Genomic DNA, 26,394 nt, shown 5'->3' on the forward strand with positions numbered 1-26,394 from the left:
GTGTCAGTCGTCCATGCCGCCTTGGCCGGCGCCGCCCATGGGGGTGACCTTGACCGGGGAGCCGGCGCCGTCGGTGACGGGCAGCGAGGCGGTGCCCGGCCACTGGAGGGGGACCGTCTCGGTCTCTCCGGGCGGGGTGACCTGTATGCCGGTGATGCGGACGCCGGAGCCGCCGGTGTCGTTGGCCGGGTAGTCGATGCCGAAGGACACCGACGTGTCGTTCTTGAGGGTGAACGGTTCGGCCGGCGCACCGACGCGCTTGGCGGACAGCGGTCCCTGGTCGGTGAGCAGGTCGACGCCCGCGAAGCCGGACATCGTGCAGTTGTGGCCGATGTTCCTGAACGTCACCAGGACGGTGTGGTCGGCGTCGCCGCTGATGGTCGCGTCTTCCGCCCGCATCTGCAGGTCGGCGGTGCGGCACTTGCCGATCGAGCCGCTGTCGCCGGATCCGGCGCCGCCGGTCGTGGTGCCTTGCCCGCCGGAGGTCTTGCCGGAGGATTCCTTGGTGGGGGAATCCTTCTGGGCGGCGGGGGAGTTCTTGGTGCCGGAGTCCTTGGCGGCGGTGGTGTTCCCGCCGCCGGCCTGGTTGCCGCCCGTGGTCGAGGGGGCGGGCGGTGGGACCGCCGGTTGGGCGGCGGGAGGGGTGGTCGTGGTGTTCTGTGCGGTGTTCGAGCCCGAGTCCGATTCCTGGCACGCGGTCATCAGCATGGCGCCGCCGACGAGGGCTGCGGAGACGAGGACGGCCTTGAAGCGGTTGGCGGACATGTGAAGGGCCCCTTGGGTTTCGGTCGTTGGAGCCGAAGCGTTTTCGGTTCCTCGGTGCTTGCCTCGATCACTACGGAGGGGCCTCGGGCCGGGGGGATACGTGCATCGTCGCTCCACGACGCCGCTGTCACGGACCGGTTACATGGTCACGAACGGGAACAGGGTCTGCCTGACATGTTCCGTTCCGTTCCCTGGCAGCGGTGCGTTTGCCCTGGTGGCGGCGGTCACGGTTCGGCGCGGCGGGCGGTTACAGGGGCCCCGCCGACCTGCGGCGCAACCGCCGGTCCCACCGCCGGCCCGGTAACACGCGGCCCGCACCGCACGTGGCCTCCCCTCAATCGTCGACTCGACCGTCGTGCGGGCCAACGCCCCGACACACAACAGCCGTTCATCGATATCGGTAGGCAGAACCGCCACCTCGAAGCGGACGGCCGGCGGTCCACACCACGGCGGCGCGGCCCCGAGGAATGCCTCAAGGTCGCGCGGTGTGGGGATGTGGGGGTCAGGTGTTCGCCGGTTCGGGGCGGGGTTGTGGGGTGGGCCGGGTCCGGGCGAGGACTTCGCCCTCCATGTCGATCTTGGGGAGAAGACGAAGCTGCCGAAGACCGCGATCATGATCAGGGCGGCGGCCGTCACCACCCTTGCGCCGCCTGTGAAGCCGGCGATGATCGCCTGCTTGGGCTCCGCGCCGTGGGCACGTTCCTCCTTCATGCGCGAGACCAGGAACAGTTCGTAGTCCATGGCCAGGCCGAAGAGCACGGCGATCAGCGGGATCGGTAGGAAGCTCACCACCGGGCCGACCTTCGGGACCGGGACGATGTCGGTGAGCCAACGCAGGTGACCGCCGAACCGGTCGAGCACGTATGCCTGGTGGTCCCGGCCGATCAGGACTTCGCGGAATCCATCCGGCGCATGGCCGAGATGCTGATCCAAGGGCTGCGCGAACAGCCGGGTCGCTACCTGTTGCCGGCCGAACCGACCACGCACTCGATGTGGGACCCGGACCTTCGGGTGGTGCTGGTCGCCCACCAGCACCACCCGGAGAAGATGGCCGCCGACCTCCTCGCCGAGGTCGCCGCGCGTACCGGCTGCTCGCTCACGGTCGAACCATTGTCCGTCGCGCGCTTCTTCCCGGCCGGTTTCGACGGGATAGCGCAACGCCATCCGGTCATGGGCGAGGACACCGCGAACGCTCTCGACGCCGATACGTCCCGCCTGGTCGCGGCCACCCTGGCCCTCGCGGGAGTCTCCTGACCTGCACGGCAGGGGGTTCCACGTGGAACATCGCGGCGGCAGTCGACGCCGGGACGTACGGATGTTCGATCGACGCCGGGCGGGCGGTCCGCCAAGCGCCATCCCGCCAAGCGCCGCTGCCCGGCCGGGTGCGGCGAGACCGCGCGGGCTCCCTCGCGGTCTAGCCCCTGCGCAGGGCCGGGCAGGTGCACCCGGCCCGGGCTCCGCTCGCCGTGCGGCGGATCGGTCGGCGTCGTCCGCACCGCGTGCGGGCGGCCGGCTGGTCGGGAAGGGTCAGGGTCGGGTCCTGGCGCAGGATCGCGGTGTGGAGGTCGCGCAGGCGTGCACTCGGGTCCAGGCCGAGTTCCTCGGCGAAGGCGCGGCGGCCCGCCTCCAGGGCCTGGAGCGCCTCGGCCTGGCGGCCCGAGCGGTACAGGGCGAGGGCGAGTTGGGCGCGTGGGCGTTCGCGCAACGGGTGTTCGTCGACCATGGCGGCCAAGTCGCCGATGATCAGCGTGTGTTCGCCCAACGTCAGGCGGCATTCGGCCGAGTCTTCCTGAAGCCCCACGTACTCCTCCCGCAGCCGCGTACGCTCGGCGCCGGCCGCCGCATGGTCGACCAGATCAGCGAACGGCTCGCCACCACAAAGGAGTTGGGCCGCGCCAAGCAGTTCCCGCGCGCGGGTGTGTTCGCGGGCCGCGGTCGCGGTACGCGCGGCCGCGATCAGCGCGCGTAGCCTGCCGGCGTCGAGCGCGCTTGCCGGCACTTCCAGAGCGTACGCGTCGTCGCGCGTGGTCAGGACGCGAAACGGTGTACGTCGGCCCGGTTCGAGTACCCGGCGAAGGCCGGCCAGGTAGGCGTGCAGCGTGGATCTGGCGCCGCCCGGCGGCCGACCGTGCCACAGCTCCTCGGCCAGCCGCTCGACCGGGACCGCGACCCCCGGCCGCAGCAACAGCAGCGTCAACAGCTCGCGCTGACGGCGCGGGCCGATGTTCAGTACGTCTCCGTCGGGGCCCAAAACCCGGGTAGGCCCCAACACGTGGAAGGACAAGCCCCCCGATTCGTCGTTGCGCGGTGGCTCCCCAACCTGCCCGCGCGACGGAATCCCCCTCGTCATATCGGGAGGGACGGAACATCAGGGGATGGGGTTCCGAATTGCCCCGGGATTGAGGGACCCTCACTCGCCCTCGGTGGGCCGTTTCGAGGGGTGGTTCGGCGGCGGGCGCGTGTTCATGTGGACGTCACGCGCGTGTGGCCGCGTGCTCATACGACTCTGCGATTCTGACCTCTCGGTGAAGTTGTACATACAACTTCGAGTACTCTGTGAGATCGAGGAGACGCCCATGGCCACCACCGCAGCGACCATCTTGGACATCGGCAGCCTGCCTGCCGTCTGGCTGCGGGACAATTGTCCGTGCCCGCAATGTCGCGATCCGCGCAGTGGGCAGAAGCTGTTCCAGATCACCGACCTTCCGCCGGACCCGGTCGCGGCCGAGGTGCGCGAGAGCGGGTCGGACGTCGAGATCGTGTGGGCGCCCGACGGGCACCGTTCCGTGTACGCGCGGGCGTGGTTCGACGCGCCCGGCGAGCCGGATCCGCGGGGCGAGGAAGGCAAGTCGTTGTGGGACGCGGCCGATCTGGACGCGCTGCGCTTCGAGTTCGACTGGGCCGACTACACGAGCGATCCGGCACCGGCGTTGTCCGCGGTCGAGGGGCTGGGCCTCGCGCTCCTGCGGGGCGTTCCTCGGGTCGAGGAGCAAGTGCTGGCAGTGGCCGAGACGTTCGGTTTCGTGCGGGAGACGAACTACGGGCGGTTGTTCGATGTTCGGGTCGAGGACAAGCCCAACAACCTGGCCTTCACGTCGGTGCGGATCACGCCGCACACCGACAACCCGTACCGGGACCCGGTGCCGACCCTGCAACTGCTGCACTGCCTGACCAACGAGGCCGCCGGGGGCGATTCGGGGTTCGTCGACGGCTTCCGGGCCGCGGCGCTGCTGCGGGACGAACAGCCGGACGCGTACCAGGTGTTGGTCAGGACGCCGGTCCCTTTCGAGTTTCGCGACGCGCACACGCAGTTGCGGGCGCACCGGCCGATCATCGGCGCGGACGGGGGCGGGCGGATCCGCGAGGTGCGGTTCAACAACCGGTCGATGGGCACGTTGCGGCTTCCGTTCACGGAGTTGACGGGCTTCTACGCGGCCTATCGGGCGTTTGCCGAGGTGTTGGCGCGGCTCGAACTGATGCGGACGATGCGGTTGTTGCCTGGGGACTGCGTGGTGTTCGACAACACTCGGGTTCTGCATGCGCGTACGGCGTTCGATGGGGCGGGCGCGCGGCACTTGCAGGGCTGTTACGCGGACTTGGATGGGCTGTCCAGCACGTTGGGCGTGTTGAACCGGGGGACGGGGGCTGCGTTGTGATGGGGCGTCAGGGCGACGAGACGGGGGCTGGGCCGGCTCGGGGCGGTGAGGTGGGCGCCGGGCGCGGGGGTGACGTGGACACTCGGATTCTCGACGAGATCGCGGGTTACTTCGCCGATCAGGGGGCGGGGGAGTATCTGGGCGAGGCGGTCACGATGGCCGAGCACATGCTCCAGGCGGCGGCTCTCGCCGAGGCGGACGGGGCGGGCGAGCACCTGGTCGCGGCTGCGTTGTTGCACGACATCGGGCATTTCCACGGGCCGTTGACCGGTCGGGACCTGATGGCGGGCGAGGACAACCGGCACAGCCACACGGGGGCCGATTGGTTGGCGGCGCGGTTCGGGCCGGAGGTGACGGAGCCGATCCGTCTGCACGTGGCCGCGAAGCGGTATCTGTGCGCGGTCGAGCCTGGGTATGTGGCTCGGTTGTCCGAGGCCTCGGTGTACACGTTGGCTGTGCAGGGTGGGCCGATGGGGGTGGTGGAGGCGCGGGCGTTTGCGGCGGGGGCCTACGCGGTCGACGCGGTGCGGCTTCGGCGGTGGGACGAGGCTGCGAAGGACGCCTCTGTGGTGGGGCCGGGGTTCGGGGCTTTTCGGCCGTTGTTGGCGCGGCTGCTGTTGCCTTGAGGGTTGGCCTCGATCGCCGGCCGGGCTGGGTTTGTCCTCAGACGCCGGACGGGCTGGGGGGTCGGGCGGCGTGGTGCCGTTGTCCTCAAACGCCGGACGGGCTGGATATGGCTGCGGTCGCGTTTGTTCTCAAGCGCCGGACGGGCTGACTCTGTGCGGCCTTCGGCCGGTTGTCCTCAGGCGCCGGACGGGCTGGGTATGGCTGCGGTCGCGTTTGTTCTCAGGGGCCGGACGGGCTGTAAGGGGGCTTTCGGATGCGGACACGCTCAGCCTCGGCGGCGGTACAACGCGGTGGTGGCCACCGAGTTGTGGACGGTGAAGGCTACGGTGCCCGGTAGGTAGCGGTCCTGGGACCATTCAACCGGGACGCCCGTGGGATCCGTGCTGCGGCGGCGTTCGCGCAGGAGGGACGTGCCCAGGGGGCAGCCCAACAGGCGCGCGTCCTCCGGGTCGGCCGGGTACTGGTCGATGGTGTGATCGGCGTCGGTGAACAGTACGCCGAGCTCCTCCAGTGGCTCGGTGTGCGAGACCGCGTCCACCGGGAAGTTCAGTACGTGCGTGCCGATCCGCTCCGGGTAGACGGTGCGCTCGATCATCACCGGCACCCGCGAGAGCGTCCGCAGCCGCAGCACCCGGAACACCGGCGAGTCCGGCTCCAGGTCCAGTTGCGCGCACTCGTTCGGGTCGCCCACCGCGCGCTCGATCGCGACCGTGCGCCCGCCCGGTTCCTCGCCCACCGAACGCGCCCAGCGGGTGAAGCTCAACAACTCGGCGAAGCTTTGCGTACGCGCCGCGCCCAGGACCACCCGCCGGGTGCCGCGCCGTGACGTGACCATCCCGTCGGCCCGCAACACCGCGAGCGCCTGACGCACCGTGCCGCGGGACACGCCGTAGTGCTGCGCGAGGTCGCCCTCGGCCGGCAGTCGGCCGCCCGAGCCGTACGTCCCCGTCGTGATCGCCGCACGCAGATCGGCCGCGACCTGCCGGTATCGCGCCTCGCCCTTGGCCCCCATCGCCACCCCCGAACTCCCTCGCCGGGCCGTCCGACCGTGGCGACCCTACCTGTTCGTCGGGGCCCGGCCGGGTCGCACGCTCATTTCCCGGGAAGCTCTCGTGATCTTGCGGCTGCGTTCATGTTGCGGCCATCGGCGTCAGGCGTACTGGACGAAGTTGTACAGCCAACTCGGCCACGTCATTCGAAGTCGTAGTCCGACGTTCCAGCTTTCGAAGCCCCAGGAGAACCCAGTGACAGTGCCCCGCGTTCGTACGGCCGGAATCGTTGCCGGCCTCGCCGTGGCCGCGCTCACCCTGAGCGCGTGCGGCTCGGCATCCGACAAGACGTCCGCCGCAGGCAACCCCGCGGCACCGGGCGCCCCCGCCGGGGCCAAGAACGCGGCGTCGGCCACGTCCGTACAGGACTTCGGCGGCATGGACGCGCTGATCGCCGCGGCCAAGAAGGAAGGCAAGCTCAACGCGATCGCGCTGCCCCGCGACTGGGCCAACTACGGCGCGCTGATCGACGCCTTCCAGGCGAAATACGGCATCAAGGTCGATGTCGAGAACCCCGACGGCTCGTCCCAGGACGAGATCAACGCGGTGACCCAGCGCAAGGGCCAGGACCGCTCGCCCGACGTCGTCGACCTCGGCAACGCGTTTGCGCTCAGCGCCGCCAAGCAGGACCTGCTCGCGCCGTACAAGGTCGCCGGGTTCGACAAGATCCCCGAGCCGCAGAAGGACGCGCAGGGTCGCTGGTTCAACGACTACGGCGGCTACATCTCGATCGGCTGCGACGCCGCCCGGGTCAAGGAGTGCCCGAAGACGTTCGCCGACCTGCTCAAGCCGCAGTACAAGGGACAGGTCGCGCTCAACGGCAACCCGACCAAGTCCGGCTCGGCGTTCGGCGGGGTCTACGCGGCCGCGCTCGCGAACGGCGGGTCCTACGACAACATCCAGCCCGGCCTGGACTTCTTCGGCAAGCTCAAGAAGGCCGGCAACTACAACCCGGTCGAATCGACCCCGGCCACCGTGCAAAAGGGCGAGACCCCGATCAGCATCGACTGGGACTACCTCAACGCGGGCTACGCCGACGAGTTCAAGTCCAAGGGCGTCGACTGGCAGGTCAACATCCCCGCCGACGGCGTCTACGCGCAGTACTACTCGCAGGCGATCGTCAAGTGGGCACCGCACCCGGCCGCCGCGCGGCTGTGGCAGGAGTTCCTGTACAGCACCGAGGGCCAGAACCTGTGGCTCAAGGGCTACGCCCGCCCGGCCCTGATGGGCGCGATGCAGGAGGCCGGCACGCTCGACGCCGCGCTGTCCGCGAAGCTGCCCGCCGTGCCCGCTGCCGGCGCCCCGGTCTTCCCGGCCCCGGAACAGGTCGACCAGGCGAAGAAGGTCCTCACCGGCGGTTGGGCCCAGGCAGTCGCCGGATGAGCGCCGACCTCACCGATTCCACCAACCGCCTCGGCGGTTCCGATGTCTGTGCCCCCGCCGCCGTCGTCCGGATCGCGCCCCCGCTCGCCTCGCGCGAGCGGGGCGCGGCCCGGCCCCGGCGGCGGCGTCGGGTACCGCACTGGCTCGGTGTCGCGCCGCTCCTGGTGTTCGCCGCCGTGGTGTTCGGCGTCCCGACGGCCGCGATGGTCTTCGGCGCCTTCACCACTCCCGCCACCGCCCCCGACGGGGTCCACGTGACCGGCGCCAACCTGTCCGCGTCCGTGCGGGGCGCGTACCTGACCGCCCTGATCGGCAGCGTGAAACTGTCGGCGGTCACGGCGCTGATCGCCACGGTGTGCGCCCTGCCGATCGCCTACGCCGTGGTGACCTCGCGCTTTCGGATCGTGCGCGAGGCCGTACTGACCGCGTCCGGCGTACTGGCCAACTTCGGCGGCGTCGCGCTCGCCTTCGCGTTCGTCGCCACCCTCGGCAACGCGGGCGTGGTGACCGGCAAGTTCGACCTGACCGACCACGGCTGGAGTCTGTACAGCTTCACCGGCCTGTCCGTGGTCTACCTCTACTTCCTGATCCCGCTCATGGTGCTGATCCTCACGCCCTCTCTGGAGGGGCTGCGCAAGCAGTGGCGCGAGGCGGCCCGCAACAACGGGGCGAACGCCGTCCGCTACTGGTGGCACGTCGCCCTGCCGATCCTCACCCCCGCGCTGCTCGGCGGATTCGTGCTGCTGTTCGGCTCCGCGTTCGCGGCGTACGCCACGGCCGCCGCGATGGTCGGCAGCTCGGTGCCGCTGGTGACGATGCAGATCGCCGACGCGCTGTCCGGCAACGTCCTGGTGGATCAGGGCAACGTCGCGCTCGCGCTCAGCCTGGACATGGTCCTGGTGGCCGGTCTGGTGACCGCCGTACATCTGCCCCTTCAGCGCAGGAGCGCCCGATGGCTCGACTAGCCGCACCGCGTGCAACCGCACCGCGCGTAACCGCACTGCGCGGCCGGATCCGCTGGTCGCGGGGCGTCGTCCTGCTGATCGCCGGTACGTACTTCCTGCTGCCGATGGTGTGTTCGGTGGTGTTCAGTATCGATGTACCCGGCCAGGGCATCACGTTCGACGCGTACACCGGGATCCTGGGCGCCGACGGCTTCCTCGACAGCCTCACCCTCACCCTCGAACTGGCCGCCGCCACCGTCACGTTGGTGCTGCTTCTGCTGGTGCCGGCACTGATCACGGTGCGACTGAGCGCACCGCGGCTGCGCTGGGTGGTCGAGGTGGTGTGCTCGCTGCCGCTCGTGGTGCCGGCCATCGCGCTGGTCGCCGGCATCGGCACGGTGCTGCGGTGGGGGCCGGACCACCTGGCCGATACACCGCTGTACGACACCTTCATCGCCATCCAGGACCCGGACTTCCCGATCGTGCTCGTGCTCGCGTACACGCTGATGGCGCTGCCGCTGGCCTACCGCACGCTCGACGGCGGCCTCGCCGCGATCGACCTGAAGGTGCTCGTCGAGGCCGCCCGCGCATGCGGCGCGAGTTGGCCGCGCGCGGTGCTCCAGGTCGTCCTGCCCAACCTGCGGGGCGCGCTGCTCAACACCACGTTCCTGACCCTGGCGCTCGTACTCGGCGAGTACACCGTGGCCGCGATCCTGGGCTACCGACCGTTCGCGGTGTGGATCGTCGGCATCGGCGGCTCGCAGGCCGAGATGTCGGTCGCGGTGTCGGTGATCGGCCTGCTCGTCACCTGGGTACTGCTGCTCGCGCTCGCCACGGCGGGACGCCCGCGCAGCGCTCGGACCACCACCACGGAGACCTCGTGACCACGACCATCGACCGGCCGAACCTGCTCGCCGACCCCACGAGCCACACCGGCGCCACCGTCGAATTCCGGGCCCTACGACGCTCGTTCGGCAGCGTACAGGCGTTGGCCGGGCTGGACCTGACAGTCGGCCGAGGCGAACTCGTGGCATTGCTCGGTCCGTCCGGATGCGGCAAGACCACGGCCCTTCGAGTCGTCGCCGGCTTCGAGCAGCCAGACGAGGGCGAAGTCCTCGTCGACGGCGAGGACATCACCCGAGTACCGGCGCATCGCCGCGACGCGGGCATGGTGTTCCAGTCGTACAGCCTCTTCCCCCACCTGAGCGCCCTCGACAACGTCGCGTTCGGCCTGCGGATGCGCGGTGTGGGCCGCGCCGAACGGCGCTCGCGCGCGGGCGAACTCCTCGACCTGGTCGGCCTGCCCGACAAGGCCGACCGCTACCCGCACCAACTCTCCGGTGGCCAGCAGCAGCGCATCGCCCTGGCCCGGGCCCTCGCGCTGCGCCCGCGCGTCCTGCTGCTCGACGAGCCGCTGTCCGCGCTCGACGCGCGCGTGCGACTGACCCTGCGCGACGAAATCCGGCGCCTGCAACAGGAGTTGGGTATCACCACCCTGTTCGTGACGCACGACCAGGAAGAGGCCCTGTCGATGGCCGACCGGGTCGCGGTGATGAACGCGGGCCGCCTCGAACAATGCGCCCCGCCGGCAGAGCTGTACGCCCGCCCGGCAACCGCCTTCGTGGCGGAGTTCGTCGGCGTGATGAGTCGCATCCCGGCCCACGCCGACGGCGCGGTGGTGCACGTCCTCGGCCGCACCCTGCCGATCGACGGCGCCGCGACCCACGGCGACGTGGACGTACTGGTACGCCCGGAGTCGGTCGAGGTGGCGGCAGCAAAGGACGGCAAGGCCCAAATCCTCGGCGCCGCCTTCCTGGGCGCGATCACCCGCCTGACCGTACGAACGGCCGACGGCTCGACGGTCAAGGTGGACGTCCCCTCCCACACGGCAACCGCCCTACCCCTCGGCTCCCGGGCCGAACTGACCCTCCCGGACCGGCCCGTACTGGTCGCCCCACGCAAGTAGCCGGCCTCGATCGCCCCGATCCTGCAGCTCGGCCAACACGGCCAGGCCAAATTCGTTGGCACCACCCCCGCATGCGACTGGGGGCAGGGTCCGAGGCCCGGTGCCGGTTGGACATGCTCGCCGCCGTGTGGGACGCGAAGCAGAGTCACATGTGTACGTCTTGTCATGACTTGAGGTAGTCGGGCATGCTCGTAAGGTAGTTGTCGATACGGGGAGGCAACCGTGTTCGAAACGACCGCTGATGCGCGTACAAGTGTCGGACTGGCCTTGGACGCGCCGGAGTCGCGATTTCCGCTGAGCTCGTCGGGTGTGGAACCGTTGCCGGACCTGTCCGAGTTGTCGGATGTGCGGATCGACAGTGGCGCGGCGCCGTTCGCATTTCGGTTCCTGGTGCCGGTGGTCGGCACCGGTGGTATCCGTCCGGAGGACATCTCCTACGACCACGAGTCGCAGACCGGTGTCTACGAGGATCTGCCGCCGGGGGTGTACATGACCAGCAATCCCCCCAAGACCTACGGCCCCACGCAGCCGTCCGGGCAGATGGATGCGCCGGACGACCCCGGTTCCAGTGACGATTGAGTGCGGGCGCCCCGACGGTTCGGTGCTGGTGCTGTCCGGTCGGTTCGATCCGACGGCGGATCTGGTCGTGGAGGAACTCAACCGTAGATCCGTTCCGGTGTTCAGGGCTGATTTGGCCGAGTTCCCGATGGAGTTGACGCTCTCCGCGACCTTCGACGGAGCCGCGTGGGGCGGCACGTTGGCCAACCGTCGGCGTTCGGTCGATCTCGCCGCCGTGCGTTCGGTCTACTACCGACGCCCGACCCGTCCGCGATTCGTGGCCGGGATGCCGGTCGTGGCGCGGCGCGTCGCCGAGCGTGAGGCGCGTTTGGGGTTCGGTGGTCTCCTGGCCGCGCTGCCGTGCCGGTGGCTGCCGCCACCGGGGCGAGCGGCCGATGCCGAGTACAAGCCCCTCCAACTGCGGGTCGCCGCGGAGTGCGGGCTGACCGTGCCGCGCACGTTGATCACCAACGACCGCTCCGCGGCCCGGGCGTTCGCGGCGGAGGTCGACGGGCCGTTGCTCTACAAGCCGTTCGCGCCCGTGCGTGGAGTCGTGGACGGGGGCTCCGTCGCCGTGTACGCGAGCATCGTCGACCCCGCGTGGTTGGGCGATCCGGCGATCACCACGACCGCCCATCTGTTTCAGCCGGCGGTCTCGAAGGCGTACGAGTGCCGTCTCACCGCGGTCGCGGGCCGCTTGTTCGCCGCCGAGATCCACGCAGGGTCCGCGGCGGCCAGGGTGGATTGGCGTCGCGACTACGCCAGTTTGAGCTACCGGGTGGGCGATCCGCCGCCGGAGGTGTCCCGGGGCGTGTTGGCGATGCTCGATCGACTCGGCCTGCCGTACGGCGCGTTCGACTTCGTGATCACTCCGGCCGGTGACTGGGTGATGTTGGAGTTGAACCCGTCCGGGCAGTACGGATTCGTCGAGCAGGCGACAGGGTTGCCGATCACCGCGGCGATCTGCGACTACCTCGAAGGGGCGTCGTGAGCATCCGCGCCGACGAACAGCGCTTGATCGCCGCGCGTGTCGGGCTCGTGGAGGGGATCGCCCAAGGGGACGTCGTCCTGCCCGCGCGCATCGCGGAGGCGTTCCTCAACGTGGCCCGCCATCCTTTCGTGCCGGTCTTCTACCGCCGCGAACCGGGCGATCTCTTTGTGCCCTGGCGATCCGGTGACGGGTCCGGCGACGAGGCGGGATGGTTGGCCGCGGTGTACTCGGGCGCCTCGCTGATCACCGAGATCGACGGCCTGCATGCCGAGAACGCTCCCGCTTCCGGGGTGCGCGGGGTCCCCACGTCGTCCTCGACCGCACCGGCCCTGATGGCGGACATGCTCGACGCACTCGATCTGCGGCCCGATTCACGAGTACTCGAAGTCGGCACCGGCAGCGGCTACAACGCGGCGTTGTTGTCGTGGCTGACGAAAGGTCGAGTGACCACCGTCGACCACACTGCACATCTGGTCGAGACCGCCCGGGAACGGCTGGGCACGCAAGGCTTCAGCCCGGACGTGATCGAGGGGGACGCGATGCACGGCTGGGCCGCGAACGCGCCCTACGACCGGCTGCTCGCGAGTGCGTCCGTACGCCGCGTTCCACGCGCGTGGATCGACCAGTGCTCGGTCGGCGCCGTTCTGGTGGTTCCGCTCAAGGGCACGCTCGCCGGCGGATCGATCGCCTGGCTCAAGAAGCTCGCCGACGGACGCGCGGTGGGTCGCCTGATGCATACCCCGGCCGCGTTCATGCCACTGTTGTCGCGGGGCGGGGGCGGGAGCGGGGGCGGGATCGACGACCATGCGGGCGATCCGACCCTCCTCCAGGAGGTCGGCCGGCGCGTGTCCCCGCTCGGCGAGCGCGTGTCCCCGCTCGGTGGCCGCATCCTGGACGACTGGACCTTTTCCTTCTTCGCCCAACTCCACCTCGCGCCGGGCACCGTGCGCTCCTTCGACCACCGCGACGGCCTGCACACCACCCGCCTGCGCGCCGCCGACGGCTCGACCACGACGGTCACCGAGGTCGCACCGGGCGCGCCCGTCCAGGTCACCTGGACGGGATCGCACGACCTGTGGGCCGACATCGAAGCGGCCCACGACCTGTGGCTCACCCTGAACCGCCCGCGCCGCGAATGGTTCACGGTCGACGTCGCTCCGGACGACCAACACGTACACCTGCGCACCCCGACCGGCCGCACTCTCACTTGGACCCTCTAGGCGAGGGCCTGATCCAGCAGGGTCGTGGCGGCCGCGCGGGCGTACCGGCCGTAGTCCGCCTGGTTCAACACCATGGCGCGGCTCGCCGCTCCGTCCGCGAGGGTGACCAACTGCTCGGCGAGCGCGACGGGTTCACGGCAGCCCAGTTCCGTCACCAGGTCGGTGACCAACCGCACCATCCGGAGCTTTTGTTCGCGGGCGTAGGCGTGAATCGGATGCGTCGGGTCGGGGAACTCGGCCGCCGCGTCGATGAACGGGCACCCGCGCACCGCGGACGCGTCCGTGACCGGCTGATCGAACAGGTGGAGGATGCGCTCGCGCGGGTCGAGGTCCGCACGGGTCAGCACACTCTCCATGGTCTCCCCGGACGCGACGAGCGTCTGCAGGTAGGCGATCGCCAGTTCGTCCCTGGAACGGAAGTGGACGTACAGCGTGCGCTTGGACACCGGTGCCTGCCCCGCGACCTGCTCCATGCCGGTCGCGGAGATGCCCTGCTCCGCGAACAGCCGGGCGGCGGCGGCCAAGATGCGCTCCCTTGCCCCCCGCCCTCGCCGCGGCGTCGTGTCACCCGTCACATCCATGAGGAAAGCATACGGTCGCGTTTACTTTGGGCGGGGCGTGGGGCTACCGTCGACCTCAAGGAAACGGCACCGTTTACCTTGATTCTCGTGGAGGAGTCCCATGAATCGGTCCGAGCACACCGAGCTGAGCGGCTACGCGGAGGAGTTGATCCGCGGCCGACGGGCGACGCGTGCCTTCCGACCCGAGCCCGTGCCCGAGCAGACGATGCGCGCGATCTTCTCGCTGGCCGGTGCGGCGCCGTCCAACTCCAACGCCCAGCCGTGGCGGGTGGAGGTGGTCAGCGGCGCGCCGCGCGAGCGCCTGGCCGCGTCTCTGCGGGCCGCCCACGCCGCGGGCCGCACGTCGGTCGACTTCCCGTACGGCGACGACATCTACTCGCCGGTGCAACAGGAGCGGCGGGCCGCCTTCGGCAGCCTGCTCTACGGGACACTGGGCATCCGCCCGGACGACCATGCGGCGCGCGCGGCCTACGACGCCGAGAGCCTGGACTTCTACGGTGCACCGCACGTCGCGTTCCTGTTCGTCTCCGAACAGGACAACGCACGGCTGGCCGGCGACGTCGGCGCCTACATGCAGACGCTGCTGCTGGCGATGACCGCATACGGCGTGGCGAGCTGCCCGCAGGGACTGCTGAGTTTCTACGCCGACGACGTACGCGCCGAACTCGGCCGCACCGCAGGCAAACTGCTCGTCGGGGTCTCGTTCGGATACGCCGACGTCGCCGCAGCGGTGAACCACATCGACACCGGACGTGCCGCCTGGGACGAGACCACCACCTTCCACGCCTGACGGCACGGAACCGCGGTGCGCTCGGCCTCGACGAAGGACCGGCGCCCGGAAGATGCCCCCCGCGTGTGGGGTGGACCCGCGCGGGGGCGGTGCCGCGGCGCGTGGCGTATAGGCAGGCGGTGGCGGGCAACCCCCTTTGTCCATGCAGGGATTACCCCTGATGAACCATGCCGGAGTCACTCGAACGAGTGACGTTCCCGGTCGGCGTCGACATGCCTGCGACCGGTCGGTTCAGGATGGCTGCGGTGCCGTGTGTCGGTGCCGCGTTCCAACCTCCGATCAGGTCAGGGGAAACGCATGTCCGAACCCACCGAGCGCGAAATCACCGACGGGCTCAAGGCCGCCGAGCCCATCGTGCTGGCCGCATTTCCGTCCACGGAGCAGGTCGCGCCCGCGCCGAATCCGGACGACACCTGGCCGCTCCCGGGCGGCACAGCCTGGGTGTACTACGGCGAGGGCAACCAGGGCATCGTCCGGCCGGTACTCATGGCCGACGGCTTCAACAGCGGCCCGAGTTCGCTGGACGACCTCTGGGCGGGCCTGGAGGGCTCCGCGTACCCGCTGATCAGCGAACTGCGCCGGCGCGGACGCGATGTCGTCCTGATCGGCTTCGACGAGCGCAGCGCGTCGATCCTCGACAACGCGCAAGCCGCCATGGCGGCGATCCACCGCACCCTCGCCGAACGGCTGGGCAACACCCGCCTGATGGTCGGCGGGTTCAGCATGGGCGGCCTGGTCACCCGCTACGCGCTCGCCAGGATGGAGACGGAACGGATCGACCACCAGGTCGGCGTGTACTTCTCCTACGACAGCCCGCACAACGGTGCCTACATCCCGCTCTCCCTCCAGGCGTTCGCGCACTACATCCGCAAGTTGGACAGCCGCTTCTCCGACCAGATGAACAGCCCGGCCGCGCAGCAACTGCTGTGGCGGCACATCGAGAACTGGTCGGACAAGCCCGGCGTCAGCCCGCTGCGCACCGAGTTCCTCGACGAACTGCAGAAGGTCGGCGGCTGGCCGCGGATCCCGCGGATCATCGCGGTCGCCAACGGCACGGGCACCGGCGTGGGCAACGGCATCAAGCCCGGCACGACCGCGGTCAAGGGCAAGGGCCTGGGCATCGTCGGCACCGACCTGCGCACGATGCCGACCGGCAGCGACACGCTCGCGGCGACGCTCCGCTTCATCACGCCGCAGAAGAACGAGGTCCGTGCCGAGCGCCTCCCGGACATCGACGGCGCCCCCGGCGGCACCCTCGAAAGCTTCCAGATCCTCGCCGACGTGCTCAACAAGGTCATTGGCCTCGGCGTCGACAACCCGATCAAGGACCACTGCTTCGTCCCGGCGGTGAGCGCGGTCGCCATCCGCGACCTCGACACCCACGAAGAGCTGTACGCGGACATCGACTCGCTGCCCCCGGAGGAGGCCCAGGTCGACGACTTCCTCTGCGCGTCGCAGAACGAACGTCACACCGCGGTCACCGAGGAGCTGTGCACCTGGCTCCTCGACCGCCTACCCGACTGATCGACCCATGAGTGCCCCCTGATCGCCCACTGATCGACCCATGAGCGGCGCGGCTCCAGCCGAAGATCGGCCGGAGCCGCCCGTCACCGCGACGACGTCCGGAAGCCCCCGTCGGTTCGGATGGTTCCGATGTGCCGGTGAGGTCGACGAAGTAGGGCGGGGGTCTTCCTGGGCGGAGTCACGATTCCGGACTTCGCGGCGGACCTGGGGCAGCAGCCCTTGGCGCTGATTGAGTACCAGTCGGGGACGGACTTCCTGAAGCGCGAACGTATGGTCAAACGCTACCGCCGAGACTTGGCGCACTTCAGGTCGGCCGCGATCAGTGGAGACGAGTCCCGGCAGATGATCAAGAAAAGATCCTGTGACCAGCATCGATAAGCGCCTGTGGCGCAAGTCTCGCCACTCGAACGGCGACGCATCCTGTATCGAGGTGGCCCCCATCGATATCGCCACCGGCGTGCGCGACACCCAGGACCGCAGCCGTGGTCACCTGGCCGTCACCCCGACGCATGGGCAGACCTGCTGCGCGCGCTGAAGGACTGACGCCGCGACGAGCCGCCCGGGTGGCAACTCGCCATACCGGCACCGTGTTTGATGCCCCACCGCCTGCTGCCGGGTGGTGGGGCTCTTCGCTGCCGGGGCGATTCGCCCGAGGTTCTTGGTCGGGTAGCCGCGCGAGAGCTGCGGAATCCCGCGGGCCGCTTCCCGAGGGGACGAACCCCGGACAACGAGGCCGGGCGTGCGTCAGACTTCCCCGTAGCTCGGCCCCGGGGCAACCGTCCCGGGAAGTGATGTTCGAGTGGGGGACACCCATGAACATACCTTGGCCAAGGCTGCACAGGGCAACCGTTCCGACGATCCTCGCGGTATTGCTCGCCTTAACCGTGGCCGCACCGGGGACCTCCCGGGCGGCCGCAGGCTCCCGCGTCGACAGCGACCCGTCCCAGCCGGTCACCTGCCCGTGCACTCTGTGGGCATCGACCGAACAACCCTCCTCCGGCCCCGATCCGGACACCGCCGCCACCGAACTCGGCGTCAAGTTCCAGGCGGACCGGGCCGGTTACATCACCGGCGTGCGCTTTTGGAAGGACGCCACCAACACGGGTACGCACACCGGCAGCCTGTGGTCGGCGTCCGGCGATCGACTGGCCACCGCCACCTTCACCGGCGAGTCCGACTCCGGCTGGCAACAGGTGAACTTCGCCCAGGCCGTAGTGGTCACCGCCGGCACCACCTACGTGGCCTCGTACCAGGCGCCCAACGGCAGGTACAGCGCCGACCAGGGCGGCCTGACCACCGCGCACGTTCGCGGCCCGCTCACCGCACCGGCGAGCGAAGCCGCCGGCGGCAACGGGGTGTACCTCTACGGTGCCGGATTCCCGAACTCGACCTGGAACGACACCAACTACTGGGTCGATCCGGTGTTCAACACCTCCGACGCCCCCGGTCCCGCACCGGCGGTCATCGAGATGGCCCCGACGCCAGGGGAGACCTCCGTCCCGGTCGACACCAACTTCACCGCCACCTTCGACCGGGAGGTGCAACCCTCCACCATCCGGTGGGAGATCTGGCAGGGCGAGAGCGGCGGCCGCGCCGGCACGACGACGTACAACGCCGCCACCCGCACCACCACCTTCGATCTCGTCTATCACTTGTCGCCCGCCAACACCTACTTCGTCGACCTGACGGGCGTGATATCCCTCGACGGCACCCCGATGCCCGCCAAGCGCTGGACTTTCACCACGGCAGACAGCCCGCCACCCGTCTGCAACCCGTCCTGCACCATCCGGCCCTCGGACGCGACCCCGGCCGTGCTCGCCGACAACGACGCCGGCAGCATCGAAGTCGGGGTCAAATTCGGCGCCCACGTACAGGGGTTCGTTACCGGTCTGCGGTTCTACAAGGGTCCCGGCAACACCGGCCCGCACACCGGAACCATCTGGGCCGGCGGGGGCTATCCACTGGCCACCGCCACGTTCACCAACGAATCCGAATCGGGTTGGCAGCAGGTGACGTTCGCCCAGCCGGTCTGGATCGCCCCCAACGCCACATACGTGGCCTCGTACTTCGCCCCCGAGGGCCGGTACTCCTCCACGGCCGGCGGATTGACGGACGCGGTCGAAGGCACGATCATCGCCCCCGCCTCCGGCAGCGTCGGCGGCAACGGCGTGTACAAGCCCGGTTCGAGCGGCTTCCCGAGCAGCACCACGAGCGGCACCAACTTCTGGGTGGACGTCGTCTTCACCACCAACAGCTAGACCTTCTCCGTCGAGTCCACGTGGCATCGGTCGACGTGTGTCGTCGGCCGATGCCCGGTGGGCCCGGGTCGATCCGTAGCCGACAGGTCACCATCGGCCGTTCGTGGATGTTCGGGCCGCGTCCGACCCCGCGCCCTTCGGCGCCGGGTGCGACGTCCACCGCCGACGAACCGATCCGCCCGCGACGAGGCGGCTCCGCGTCGGAGAGGCCATCGGCGCGACGTGTGTAAGAGAACATGTTTTCGTTATCCATTGACCTCGTCAAGGAACCTTACCTATCGTTCGGCCGGTGGCCGACCTCGTTCCAAGGCCGAGAGGATGACCGTGTCGACACAGACCGTCAGTACGATTCAATTCCCTTACAAGCGCACACTCGGACCGGTCATGGGTCGGTTCTTCTCGGAGCTGACCGCCCGGCGGATCGTCGGGATCAGATCCGGTGAGCGGGTGATCGTGCCGCCGATGGAGTACGACCCGCAGACCGGCGACGAGCTTGCCCACGACTTCGTGGAGGTCGGCCCCGCCGGCACCGTGACGTCCTGGACGTGGGTCGACAATCCGATCGAATCGCACCCGTTGCAGCAGCCGTTCGCGTTCGTGCTCGTGCGCCTCGACGGCGCCGGCACCGACCTGGTGCACGTGCTCGCGGCCGACGGCCCCGAGGCCGTCAGTACCGGCATGCGGGTCGCGCCGCGGTGGCGTGACGAGCCGGTCGGGCGGATCGACGACATCGTGTGCTTCGTCCCCGGGGAGACCCCCGAGACGCCCGCCGGCGAGCCCGGCGCGGCGCAGGACGTGACCACGATGGAGTACTACTCCAAGATCACCTACACCGACGTGCTCTCGCCCACCCTGGTCCGCTACGCGGGCAACCTGCGCGCCGGTCGGCTCACCGGGCAGCGCTGCCCGCAGTGCAACCGGGTGTTCCTGGGCCGCGGTTACTGCTCCGTCGACGCGATCACGCTCGGCCCGGAGCTGGACGAGGTACTGCCCGACCGCGGCGTCGTGTCCAACTACACGATCATCACGCCCACGCCGTACCCCGGACAGAAGGAGACCGAGCCGTTCGCGCGGGCCTCCGTCGTGCTCGAAGGCGACGAGATGGTCATCGCGCAGCAGGTGATCCTCGACATCCCGGTGTCCGAGATCCGGGTCGGCATGCGGGTGCAGGCCGAGTGGATGCCCGAGGCCGAGCGGGACGCCGCCGAGATCACCAGCAAGGGCTGGGGAACCGTGTCGGGGTTCGTCAAGGGCTGGCGCCCCACGGGTGAGCCCGACGAGCCGGCCGAGCAGTACATGAACCGGGTGTTCTGATGACGGTGCGTCAAGAGGCAGGCGAGACAAGGGAGACGGCAGTGCGGCAGGACAGCGACATCGCGATCGTCGCGACCGCGCAGCTCCCGGCGGTGCGCCGACAGGAGCTCACCGAGACCGAGATGCTGCTCGCGGTCGTGGACGAGGCCCTGGGCAAGGCCGGGATCAAACGTTCCGACGTCGGCTTCAGCTGCCAGGGGTCGTGCGACTACATCTCGGGTGGCACTTTCTCGTTCGTACCCAACCTGGACGCGATGGGCGCGTGGCCGCCGATCCACGAGTCGCACGTCGAGATGGACGGCGCGTGGGCGATGTACGAGGCGTGGGTGCGCCTCAAGCACGGCGACATCGACATCGCGGTCGCGATGGGCTCGGGCAAGTCCTCCACCGGTGACCCGGCCGCGATGTACCCGCTCGAACTCGACCCGTACTACCTCGCGCCGCTGGGCCTGGACCCGGTTTCGCTGGCCGCGCTCCAGGCTCGGCAGCTGATCGAGTCCGGCAAGACCACCGAGCGCGAACTCGCCGAGATCGCCGCCCGTTCGCGCCGCGACGCGGTCGGCAACGCGAAGCAGCAGCAGCTGCGCAACGCCGAGCAGGACGTGGACAAGCTGCTCGCCGAGGGCTACCTGCGCAGCCCGCTGCGCAAGAGCGACCTGCCGCCGATCTCGGACGGCGCGTGCGTGGTGGTCATGGCGACCGCCCGCCGGGCCCGCGAACTGGTCGAGCGCCCCGCGTGGATCGCCGGGATCGACCACCGCAGCGAACTGCACAACCCCGCGCTGCGCGACCTGACCGACTCGGTCTCCACCCGGATCGCCGCCGAGCGGGCCGGGGGCGTGGCCGGGGTCGAAGTCGCCGAGCTGATGGCGCCGTTCACCGCGCAGGAGGTGATCCTGCGTCAGTCGCTCGGTCTGGGCGAGGACGTGTCGATCAACCCGTCGGGTGGCGCGGTCACCGGCAACCCGTTGATGGCCACCGGCCTGGTCCGGATCGCCAACGCGGCCGACCAGGTCATCGTGGGCGGCCGCTCGCGCACCCTCGGGCACGCGACGTCGGGCCCCGCGCTTCAGCAGAACCTCGTCTGCGTCCTGGAAGGGACTGACGTTTCGGGAGAGGACGTCCGATGACCCATGAGCGCGTTGCCGTCGTAGGCATCGGCCAGACCAAGCACAAGAAGCGGCGCGACGACCTGTCGATCGCGGGCCTCGTCCGCGAAGCCGCGCAGCGCGCGCTCGACGACGCGCAGCTGACCTGGAGCGACATCGACGCGGTGGTGATCGGGAAGGCGCCCGACATCTTCGAGGGCGTCATGAAGCCCGAGCTCTACCTCGCGGACGCGCTCGGCGGTACCGGCAAGCCGGTGTTTCGGGTGCACACCGCGGGGAGCGTCGGGGGGTCCACCGCGATCGTCGCCTCCCACCTGATCAGCAGTCGGGTACACAAGCGGGTGCTCGCGGTCGCGTGGGAGAAGCAGTCCGAGGGCAACGCGCAGTTCGGCCTCGGCGGCGGCAAGTCGGGCTCGATCGGCGCGGGTGGCGCGTTCGCGCCGTGGATTCGCGCGTACATCCAAAAGTCCGGCGCGCCCGAGCACATCGGGTGGCAGGTGGCGGTCAAGGACCGGCAGAACGCGCTGCGCAACCAGTACGCGCACCTGCAGCTCAAGGACATCTCGATCGACAAGGTCCGCGAGTCCCCGATGATGTGGGACCCGCTGCACTTCCTGGAGTCGTGCCCGTCCTCGGACGGCGCCGGCGCGATCGTGCTCACCGACGAGGCGGGCGGCGACGCGGCAGCGGCGGCGGGTCGGCCGCCGGCCTGGATCCTGGGTACGTCGATGCGCTCGGAGCCGTCGTCCTTCAACGGCCGCGACCCGATCCGGCCGCAGGCCGGCGTCGACTGCGCGTGGGACGTGTACAAGCAGGCGGGTATCACCGACCCGCGCCGCCAGATCGACGTGGCGGAGCTGTACGTCCCGTTCTCCTGGTACGAGCCGATGTGGCTGGAAGGCCACGACATCGCGCCGGTGGGCGAGGGCTGGAAGATGGTCGACCGCGGCGAGACCGCCTTCGACGGCGACTTCCCGGTCAACCCGTCCGGTGGCGTGCTGTCCTCCAACCCGATCGGCGCCTCGGGCATGCTGCGCTTCCTGGAGGCGGCCCTCCAGGTCCGCGGCGCGGCCGGCGAGCACCAGGTCGACGGCGCCAAGGTGGCGCTGGCCCAGGCCTACGGCGCTGCGGCCCAGTACTTCGCCATGTGGGCGGTGGGCGCGGACAAACCGTGATCCGTCGGGAGCGGTGAGGTTCAAGCAGCGGAGCGATACGTAGTAAGGCTCAAAGTAGTAAGGCTCCTTGACCTTGATTTGGTCAAGGAGCCTTCCTATTCTGGGGCTTCAATCGGTGACCGGAGGTTCAGGCGATGAAGCCCCCCATATGCGAGAAGCTCGGGATCGACGTTCCGATCTTCGCGTTCTCCCACTGTCGTGACGTGGTCGCGGCGGTCAGCCGGGCCGGCGGGTTCGGTGTGCTCGGCGCGCTCGCGTTCGACCCGGAGCAGCTCGAGGTCGAGCTCGCGTGGATCGACGAGCACACCGACGGGAAGCCGTACGGTGTCGACCTCGCGATCCCGATGGCGTACATCGGCAAGGGCGGCGGCGAGGCCGCGCTGCCGACCAACCTGGAGAAGCTGATCCCCGAGAAGCACTGGCAGTTCGTCGACGAACTGCTGGACAGCCACGGGATTCCGCCGCTGCCGCCCGAGCTCGCGGACAAGCCGGTCAAGGCCGCCGGGCTCAACGTCGACCTGGAGTCGCGCGCGCAGATCGACGTCTCGCTCAAGCACCCGCTGGTGAAGATGTTCGTCAACGCGCTCGGCCCGCCGCCGGCCGACATCATCGACGCGTGCCACGCGGCGGGCGTCCTGGTCGGCGCGTTGTGCGGGAGCCCCCGGCACGCGCAGAAGCAGGTCGAGGCAGGCGTCGACGTGGTGGTCGCGCAGGGCACCGAGGCCGGTGGACACTGCGGCGAGATCTCCACGATGGTGCTCATCCCGCAGGTCGTGGACACCGTCGGGCCCGACGTCCCGGTGCTCGCGGCCGGTGGCATCGGCGGCGGGCGGCAGATGGCCGCCGCGCTCGCGCTCGGCGCGCAGGGGGTGTGGACGGGCAGCCTGTGGCTCACCGTCGCCGAGGCCGACACGCACGAGGTGTCCGTACAAAACCTGTTGGAGGCCAAGTCCACCGACACGGTGCGCTCGCGCGCGATGACCGGCAAGCCGGCCCGTCAGCTCCGGAGCGCGTGGACCGAGGCGTGGGAGGACCCGGCGAACCCCGACCCGTTGCCGATGCCGCTCCAGGGCATCATCTTCAACGCGGCGTCGCGGCGGTTCACCCGGACCAAGAACAAGGAACTCAACGGCTGGCCGGTCGGCCAGGTCGTGGGAATGATGGACCGGGTCCGGCCCACCCAGGAAGTCGTGATGTCGCTCGTCGAGGAGTGGATCGAGACGACCGAGCGACTGAGCGCGTTCCTGGCGGACGACTGACCCAAGACCGACCCACGGCTGTACATGTGGTGCGGTGCCGAGCCGGCCGAGCCGTGCGCGCGGGAGGACTCGCGTGCACGGCTCGGCGATCGGCGGGTCACGGGGGTTCACCTACACCGGCCCCGCGTTTATGAGTATCCCGATGTGTCCGGGTTTCCCTGCAATTTGGGCGTTGTCGCGATGTCGCGGACAAGACATGGATACACTCCGCCGCGCACACGGCGAAGCGCCCCTTCTCGTTACCGCCCAGCCGTTCGCCGCCGCCCGCGCGGCTGCCTCGCAGCGGCTGCCACCCGCGCTGCCACGACCCGGCCCGCTACGGCGCGACCGAGTCCCAACCGGTGAAGCCCGACGGGTCGTGCCGGCCGAACGTGCCGTGCTCGAAGATCCCCACGCCCTCGGCGAGCACCGCGCCGTCCGGGCCGGTCAGCCGGGCCGTGGCCACGTGGTCGATCACGCTGAACGGGATTCGCTTGGCGACCTCGGGATCCTTTTGCTCGTACACCGCGCCGTCGAGGTATTCCTCGCCCTTCCACTGGCCGTGTTGCCAGTGCGGGTCGCCGCCGTAGCCCGCGCCCACGTTCAGCGCGATGTAGCCGTGGTTCTCCAGATGCAGCGTGAGCGCGTTGCGCTTGCGGTCGGTCAGGTGGATCGCGGCGCCGTCCGGCAGCCGGGTGCCCGACGCATAGCGCACGTCGAACTCGGGCCAGCCGAGCTGTTCGGGAGCCTTGCCGGACTCGATCGGGAAGATCCGGATCGCCTCGGTCAGGAAGCGGTGTCCCTGGGCCGACTCCTGCGCGATCACCATGAGCGCCTGGTCGCCCAGGTGCAGCGGGATCCAGTTCCACCAAAAGCCCTCGGTTCGTGCCGGGCGCCCGGCCGGTGGCGCCTCGCCCGACGGGCGGATGCCCCACGAGCGGTCACGCGAGCCCGACCAGGTTCGGGGCGTGACCGCGATCTCCTCGCCGGCCACCGTCACGGTGCCCGTCCAGTCGCCGATCTGCACGAAGCGCGACGCGTCGAGCAGTGGCTTGAAGTCGCTGCGCTGCACGTGTCGAGGTTCGGGCAGCGGCGCGAACGGCGACGTGAACGTGAGGTCGACCGAGATGCCCTGCTCCGGCGCGTCGCACACCACGCGCACGCTGGACAGCGGCTCCAGGACCTCGATCCGATACGGGCCGACCTCCTGCTTCATCCGGTCCGGGCCCAGCGCCCCCGACGTGCGCACGACGTGCTGGCGCCCGTCCTTGCGGACCACCACGTACGCGTCGATCACGCCGAGGTTGGGGTAGACGCCGAGCCCCGTCGCGATCTGCACCCCGCCCTCGCGGTCGTAGGCGTGCATGATGCAGCGGTCGTAGAAGTTCCGGTCGGTCGAGCCGACTTCGCTGTGGAACAGCGGGACCTGGTGGACCGGATATTCGTCCAGCGGCACGGGGATCGGCATCGGACTCCTCCTGATGGTGCGGCAACGCGGTGGCGTGGGCCGCGACCTCGCACTCCGGGCGACCGGGCGCGCGGTGCGACGCGGTGCGAGTCTGCGCCACATCGTTGACGCAATCAAGCGATTCCCGAACCCCCGGGCCCGCAGCGGAACATCCGGACCGATCGCAACGCCGAAGTGGTGGATCGCGACGCCGATGTGCTCGGTTGCGGGCCGAAGTGGTCGGCCGGGTCGCCGATGTGCTCGGTCCGGACGCCGATGTGCTCGGCCGCAGATGCCAAGTCCCTTACCGGACTCCGCAATTCCGGATCATTGTCCGGAAGGGCGGAAGTAATCCCGGCCGTTGCCATCCGCCGGCCGCCGCCGCGAACCGCTTCCACCCGTCGATGCGACAACGTGGCGGGCAATATGCTGACCACTCGTCAGACGGGCCAACCTGGCGTCCAGGTCGGCGTCTTCCTTGATCTCGTCCGCGGACGGCGACAGCGCGACAATGAACAAAGTGATCACCGTGAACAGGCTGATCCCGGTGATCAACGGGGCGAGGAACTGCGATGCCTCGACACCGTGGGCGAGTCCGTGGCTGCCCTGAACGCGCACGCTCATCGCGGACATTCCCGTGTAGTGCATTCCGCTGACCGCGATTCCCATGATCAACGCGGCGCCGGTGGTGGCCGCGAATCCGGTCACATTCAGCGCGGCCCACAACGCGGCGGTGGCCGCGACGACGGCGATCACCACGGACAGGACGACCTTGAGCGGGTCGTATTCGACGGTGCCCCGCAGGCTCATCGCCGCCATGCCCATGTAGTGCATGATCGCGACGCCGCCCCCGGTGATCACGCCGCCCGTCACCAGCCCCACGGCACTGCCCTTGCGCCGGCCCGCGACCGACATCCCCACACCGACGACCACGATCGCGAGCGCCAGACTCGTGAGCGTCTTCGCGACGTCGTAGCGAATCGCGGTGTCCTGCACGGAGAACCCGAGCATGCCGATGAAATGCATGACCCAAATTCCGGTTCCGCCGATCGACGCGGCCCCCAAAACCAACCAACGGGCTCGTGCCCAACCGCTTACCGCGCGCGCCCGAGTCGTACACAAAAGGCCGAGTGCGGAGCCGACACACGACATGATGTAGGCGACGACGGGAGTCAATATTCCGTACGCGAAGTGATCAATGTGTCCCATGCTGAGATACCGCTTCCGGCCTGATCCGACTACCAGGACGGTTGGAGACCCCAGCCGCCGAATCGCTGATGATAGGCCAGACACATTCGATGACCAAGGCCGGGTTTCGAAAAGCGGCGAAGATCAGCCCGGGTATCGCGACGAGGCCGTCGGATAAAGATCGCGATACGCGGGAACATTTCCGCCGCGACGCGCCGCGAGGACTCCGTGGACGACGGCCCTGGCGAACACGTCGGCCGCCGCGGCATGGATCGCGGTCAACGCCGCGGCCTCGGCGTGCATCCCGTACGGCGTGGTCGGGTCGGTCGCGGGCAGCGGCAATCGCTCGGTGGAGATCGCGAAGATCGCATCGCCGTCGTAGAGCGTGTGTACGGGGCGGATCGCGCGAGCGAGGCCGTCGTGCGCGACGCCCGCCACCTTGTGCGCCTGCGCGCGCGTCAACACCGCGTCCGTGGCCACGATCCCGATCGTCGTGTTGAGCGGCGGGGGCGCCTCCGCCAATGCTGCGGCCCGGGCCAACGCGGCCGCGTGCTCGGCGTGTTCGGGCGGCGCGAGCGGGAACTCGCCGGGCAGGCCCAGGCCGGCCCCGT

General features: G+C 69.7%; 26 protein-coding genes. 18 read left to right on the forward strand and 8 right to left on the reverse strand.

The features are described from left to right. Positions 1-3 precede the first annotated feature (3 nt). Positions 4-765 carry a DUF4232 domain-containing protein gene (locus tag GT354_RS09925; RefSeq protein WP_161355904.1) on the reverse strand — a complete coding sequence of 254 codons (762 nt, stop codon included), beginning with the start codon at positions 763-765 and terminating at the stop codon, positions 4-6. Between the two features lie 138 nt (positions 766-903). Continuing rightward, on the reverse strand, positions 904-1,698 hold the full coding sequence (locus GT354_RS09930) for an MMPL family transporter (RefSeq protein ID WP_237534570.1): 795 nt from the start codon (positions 1,696-1,698) through the stop codon (positions 904-906). Between GT354_RS09930 and GT354_RS53725 the strand changes: the two genes are divergently transcribed. Further along, on the forward strand, positions 1,678-2,019 hold the full coding sequence (locus GT354_RS53725) for a hypothetical protein (protein WP_237534571.1): 342 nt from the start codon (positions 1,678-1,680) through the stop codon (positions 2,017-2,019). The genes GT354_RS09930 and GT354_RS53725 overlap by 21 nt on opposite strands. Positions 2,020-2,179: 160 nt before the next feature. Here GT354_RS53725 and GT354_RS09935 read toward each other — a convergent pair whose 3' ends face one another. Further along, on the reverse strand, positions 2,180-3,049 hold the full coding sequence (locus tag GT354_RS09935; protein WP_161355906.1) for an AfsR/SARP family transcriptional regulator: 870 nt from the start codon (positions 3,047-3,049) through the stop codon (positions 2,180-2,182). Between the two features lie 292 nt (positions 3,050-3,341). On the opposite strand from GT354_RS09935, the gene GT354_RS09940 reads away from it, so the two are divergent. Then, complete coding sequence (locus tag GT354_RS09940; RefSeq protein WP_161355907.1) at positions 3,342-4,421, forward strand: TauD/TfdA family dioxygenase; 1,080 nt, start codon at positions 3,342-3,344, stop codon at positions 4,419-4,421. A gap of 74 nt (positions 4,422-4,495) precedes the next feature. Further along, positions 4,496-5,047, forward strand: a complete 552-nt coding sequence (locus tag GT354_RS09945; protein WP_346011954.1) for an HD domain-containing protein — start codon at positions 4,496-4,498, stop codon at positions 5,045-5,047. A 266-nt stretch (positions 5,048-5,313) separates the two neighbouring features. Here the strand turns inward: GT354_RS09945 and GT354_RS09950 are convergent, their stop codons facing one another. Further along, a complete protein-coding gene (locus GT354_RS09950) occupies positions 5,314-6,060 on the reverse strand; it encodes a GntR family transcriptional regulator (RefSeq protein WP_161355923.1) in 747 nt (248 codons plus the stop codon). A 232-nt stretch (positions 6,061-6,292) separates the two neighbouring features. On the opposite strand from GT354_RS09950, the gene GT354_RS09955 reads away from it, so the two are divergent. The 7 genes from GT354_RS09955 to GT354_RS09985 all read left to right on the forward strand — a co-directional run bounded on the left by GT354_RS09955 (position 6,293) and on the right by GT354_RS09985 (position 13,159). After that, complete coding sequence (locus tag GT354_RS09955; protein WP_161355909.1) at positions 6,293-7,480, forward strand: extracellular solute-binding protein; 1,188 nt, start codon at positions 6,293-6,295, stop codon at positions 7,478-7,480. Further along, a complete protein-coding gene (locus GT354_RS09960; RefSeq protein ID WP_202511708.1) occupies positions 7,477-8,445 on the forward strand; it encodes an ABC transporter permease subunit in 969 nt (322 codons plus the stop codon). Before GT354_RS09955 ends, GT354_RS09960 begins: the two co-directional genes overlap by 4 nt. Continuing rightward, a complete protein-coding gene (locus GT354_RS09965) occupies positions 8,433-9,308 on the forward strand; it encodes an ABC transporter permease subunit (RefSeq protein ID WP_237534572.1) in 876 nt (291 codons plus the stop codon). Before GT354_RS09960 ends, GT354_RS09965 begins: the two co-directional genes overlap by 13 nt. Further along, entirely contained in the window at positions 9,305-10,390 is a 1,086-nt protein-coding gene (locus GT354_RS09970) for an ABC transporter ATP-binding protein (protein WP_346011956.1), read from the forward strand. Before GT354_RS09965 ends, GT354_RS09970 begins: the two co-directional genes overlap by 4 nt. Positions 10,391-10,612: 222 nt before the next feature. Continuing rightward, entirely contained in the window at positions 10,613-10,969 is a 357-nt protein-coding gene (locus tag GT354_RS09975; RefSeq protein ID WP_346011957.1) for a hypothetical protein, read from the forward strand. Further along, positions 10,959-11,939, forward strand: coding sequence for an ATP-grasp ribosomal peptide maturase (tgmB, locus tag GT354_RS09980; protein ID WP_346011958.1), 981 nt, complete (start codon positions 10,959-10,961; stop codon positions 11,937-11,939). Before GT354_RS09975 ends, tgmB begins: the two co-directional genes overlap by 11 nt. Beyond that, a complete protein-coding gene (locus GT354_RS09985; RefSeq protein ID WP_161355911.1) occupies positions 11,936-13,159 on the forward strand; it encodes a methyltransferase domain-containing protein in 1,224 nt (407 codons plus the stop codon). The genes tgmB and GT354_RS09985 overlap by 4 nt, the downstream gene beginning before the upstream one ends. Here the strand turns inward: GT354_RS09985 and GT354_RS09990 are convergent. Next, positions 13,156-13,740 carry a TetR family transcriptional regulator gene (locus tag GT354_RS09990; RefSeq protein ID WP_161355912.1) on the reverse strand — a complete coding sequence of 195 codons (585 nt, stop codon included), beginning with the start codon at positions 13,738-13,740 and terminating at the stop codon, positions 13,156-13,158. The genes GT354_RS09985 and GT354_RS09990 overlap by 4 nt on opposite strands. A gap of 100 nt (positions 13,741-13,840) precedes the next feature. Here GT354_RS09990 and GT354_RS09995 point away from each other — a divergent pair, with 100 nt between their 5' ends. The 8 genes from GT354_RS09995 to GT354_RS10030 all read left to right on the forward strand — a co-directional run bounded on the left by GT354_RS09995 (position 13,841) and on the right by GT354_RS10030 (position 23,169). After that, complete coding sequence (locus GT354_RS09995; RefSeq protein ID WP_161355913.1) at positions 13,841-14,530, forward strand: nitroreductase; 690 nt, start codon at positions 13,841-13,843, stop codon at positions 14,528-14,530. A 297-nt stretch (positions 14,531-14,827) separates the two neighbouring features. Beyond that, positions 14,828-16,054, forward strand: coding sequence for an alpha/beta hydrolase (locus GT354_RS10000; protein ID WP_161355914.1), 1,227 nt, complete (start codon positions 14,828-14,830; stop codon positions 16,052-16,054). Positions 16,055-16,415: 361 nt separating this feature from the next. Further along, positions 16,416-16,589: a DUF397 domain-containing protein gene (locus GT354_RS10005; protein ID WP_161355915.1), complete on the forward strand. Its 174-nt coding sequence runs from the start codon at positions 16,416-16,418 to the stop codon at positions 16,587-16,589. A gap of 277 nt (positions 16,590-16,866) precedes the next feature. Continuing rightward, positions 16,867-18,312, forward strand: a complete 1,446-nt coding sequence (locus GT354_RS10010) for a DUF4082 domain-containing protein (protein ID WP_237534573.1) — start codon at positions 16,867-16,869, stop codon at positions 18,310-18,312. A 318-nt stretch (positions 18,313-18,630) separates the two neighbouring features. After that, entirely contained in the window at positions 18,631-19,626 is a 996-nt protein-coding gene (locus tag GT354_RS10015) for an OB-fold domain-containing protein (protein WP_161355917.1), read from the forward strand. A 41-nt stretch (positions 19,627-19,667) separates the two neighbouring features. After that, positions 19,668-20,756: a lipid-transfer protein gene (locus GT354_RS10020; RefSeq protein ID WP_346011961.1), complete on the forward strand. Its 1,089-nt coding sequence runs from the start codon at positions 19,668-19,670 to the stop codon at positions 20,754-20,756. Then, positions 20,753-21,910 carry a thiolase domain-containing protein gene (locus GT354_RS10025; protein ID WP_161355919.1) on the forward strand — a complete coding sequence of 386 codons (1,158 nt, stop codon included), beginning with the start codon at positions 20,753-20,755 and terminating at the stop codon, positions 21,908-21,910. Before GT354_RS10020 ends, GT354_RS10025 begins: the two co-directional genes overlap by 4 nt. 134 nt (positions 21,911-22,044) lie before the next feature. Next, complete coding sequence (locus GT354_RS10030; RefSeq protein ID WP_161355920.1) at positions 22,045-23,169, forward strand: nitronate monooxygenase family protein; 1,125 nt, start codon at positions 22,045-22,047, stop codon at positions 23,167-23,169. Positions 23,170-23,485: 316 nt separating this feature from the next. Here GT354_RS10030 and GT354_RS10035 read toward each other — a convergent pair whose 3' ends face one another. The 3 genes from GT354_RS10035 to GT354_RS10045 form a co-directional block, all read right to left on the reverse strand. Continuing rightward, entirely contained in the window at positions 23,486-24,616 is a 1,131-nt protein-coding gene (locus GT354_RS10035; RefSeq protein ID WP_161355921.1) for a hypothetical protein, read from the reverse strand. 306 nt (positions 24,617-24,922) lie between these two features. Further along, on the reverse strand, positions 24,923-25,804 hold the full coding sequence (locus tag GT354_RS10040) for an MHYT domain-containing protein (RefSeq protein ID WP_161355922.1): 882 nt from the start codon (positions 25,802-25,804) through the stop codon (positions 24,923-24,925). A gap of 123 nt (positions 25,805-25,927) precedes the next feature. Then, a partial coding sequence (locus GT354_RS10045) for a P1 family peptidase (RefSeq protein WP_202511709.1) occupies positions 25,928-26,394 on the reverse strand: 467 nt, incomplete at its 5' end.

The sequence above is a fragment of the Streptomyces sp. SID3343 genome (genome assembly GCF_009865215.1).
Taxonomy (GTDB): domain Bacteria; phylum Actinomycetota; class Actinomycetes; order Streptomycetales; family Streptomycetaceae; genus Embleya.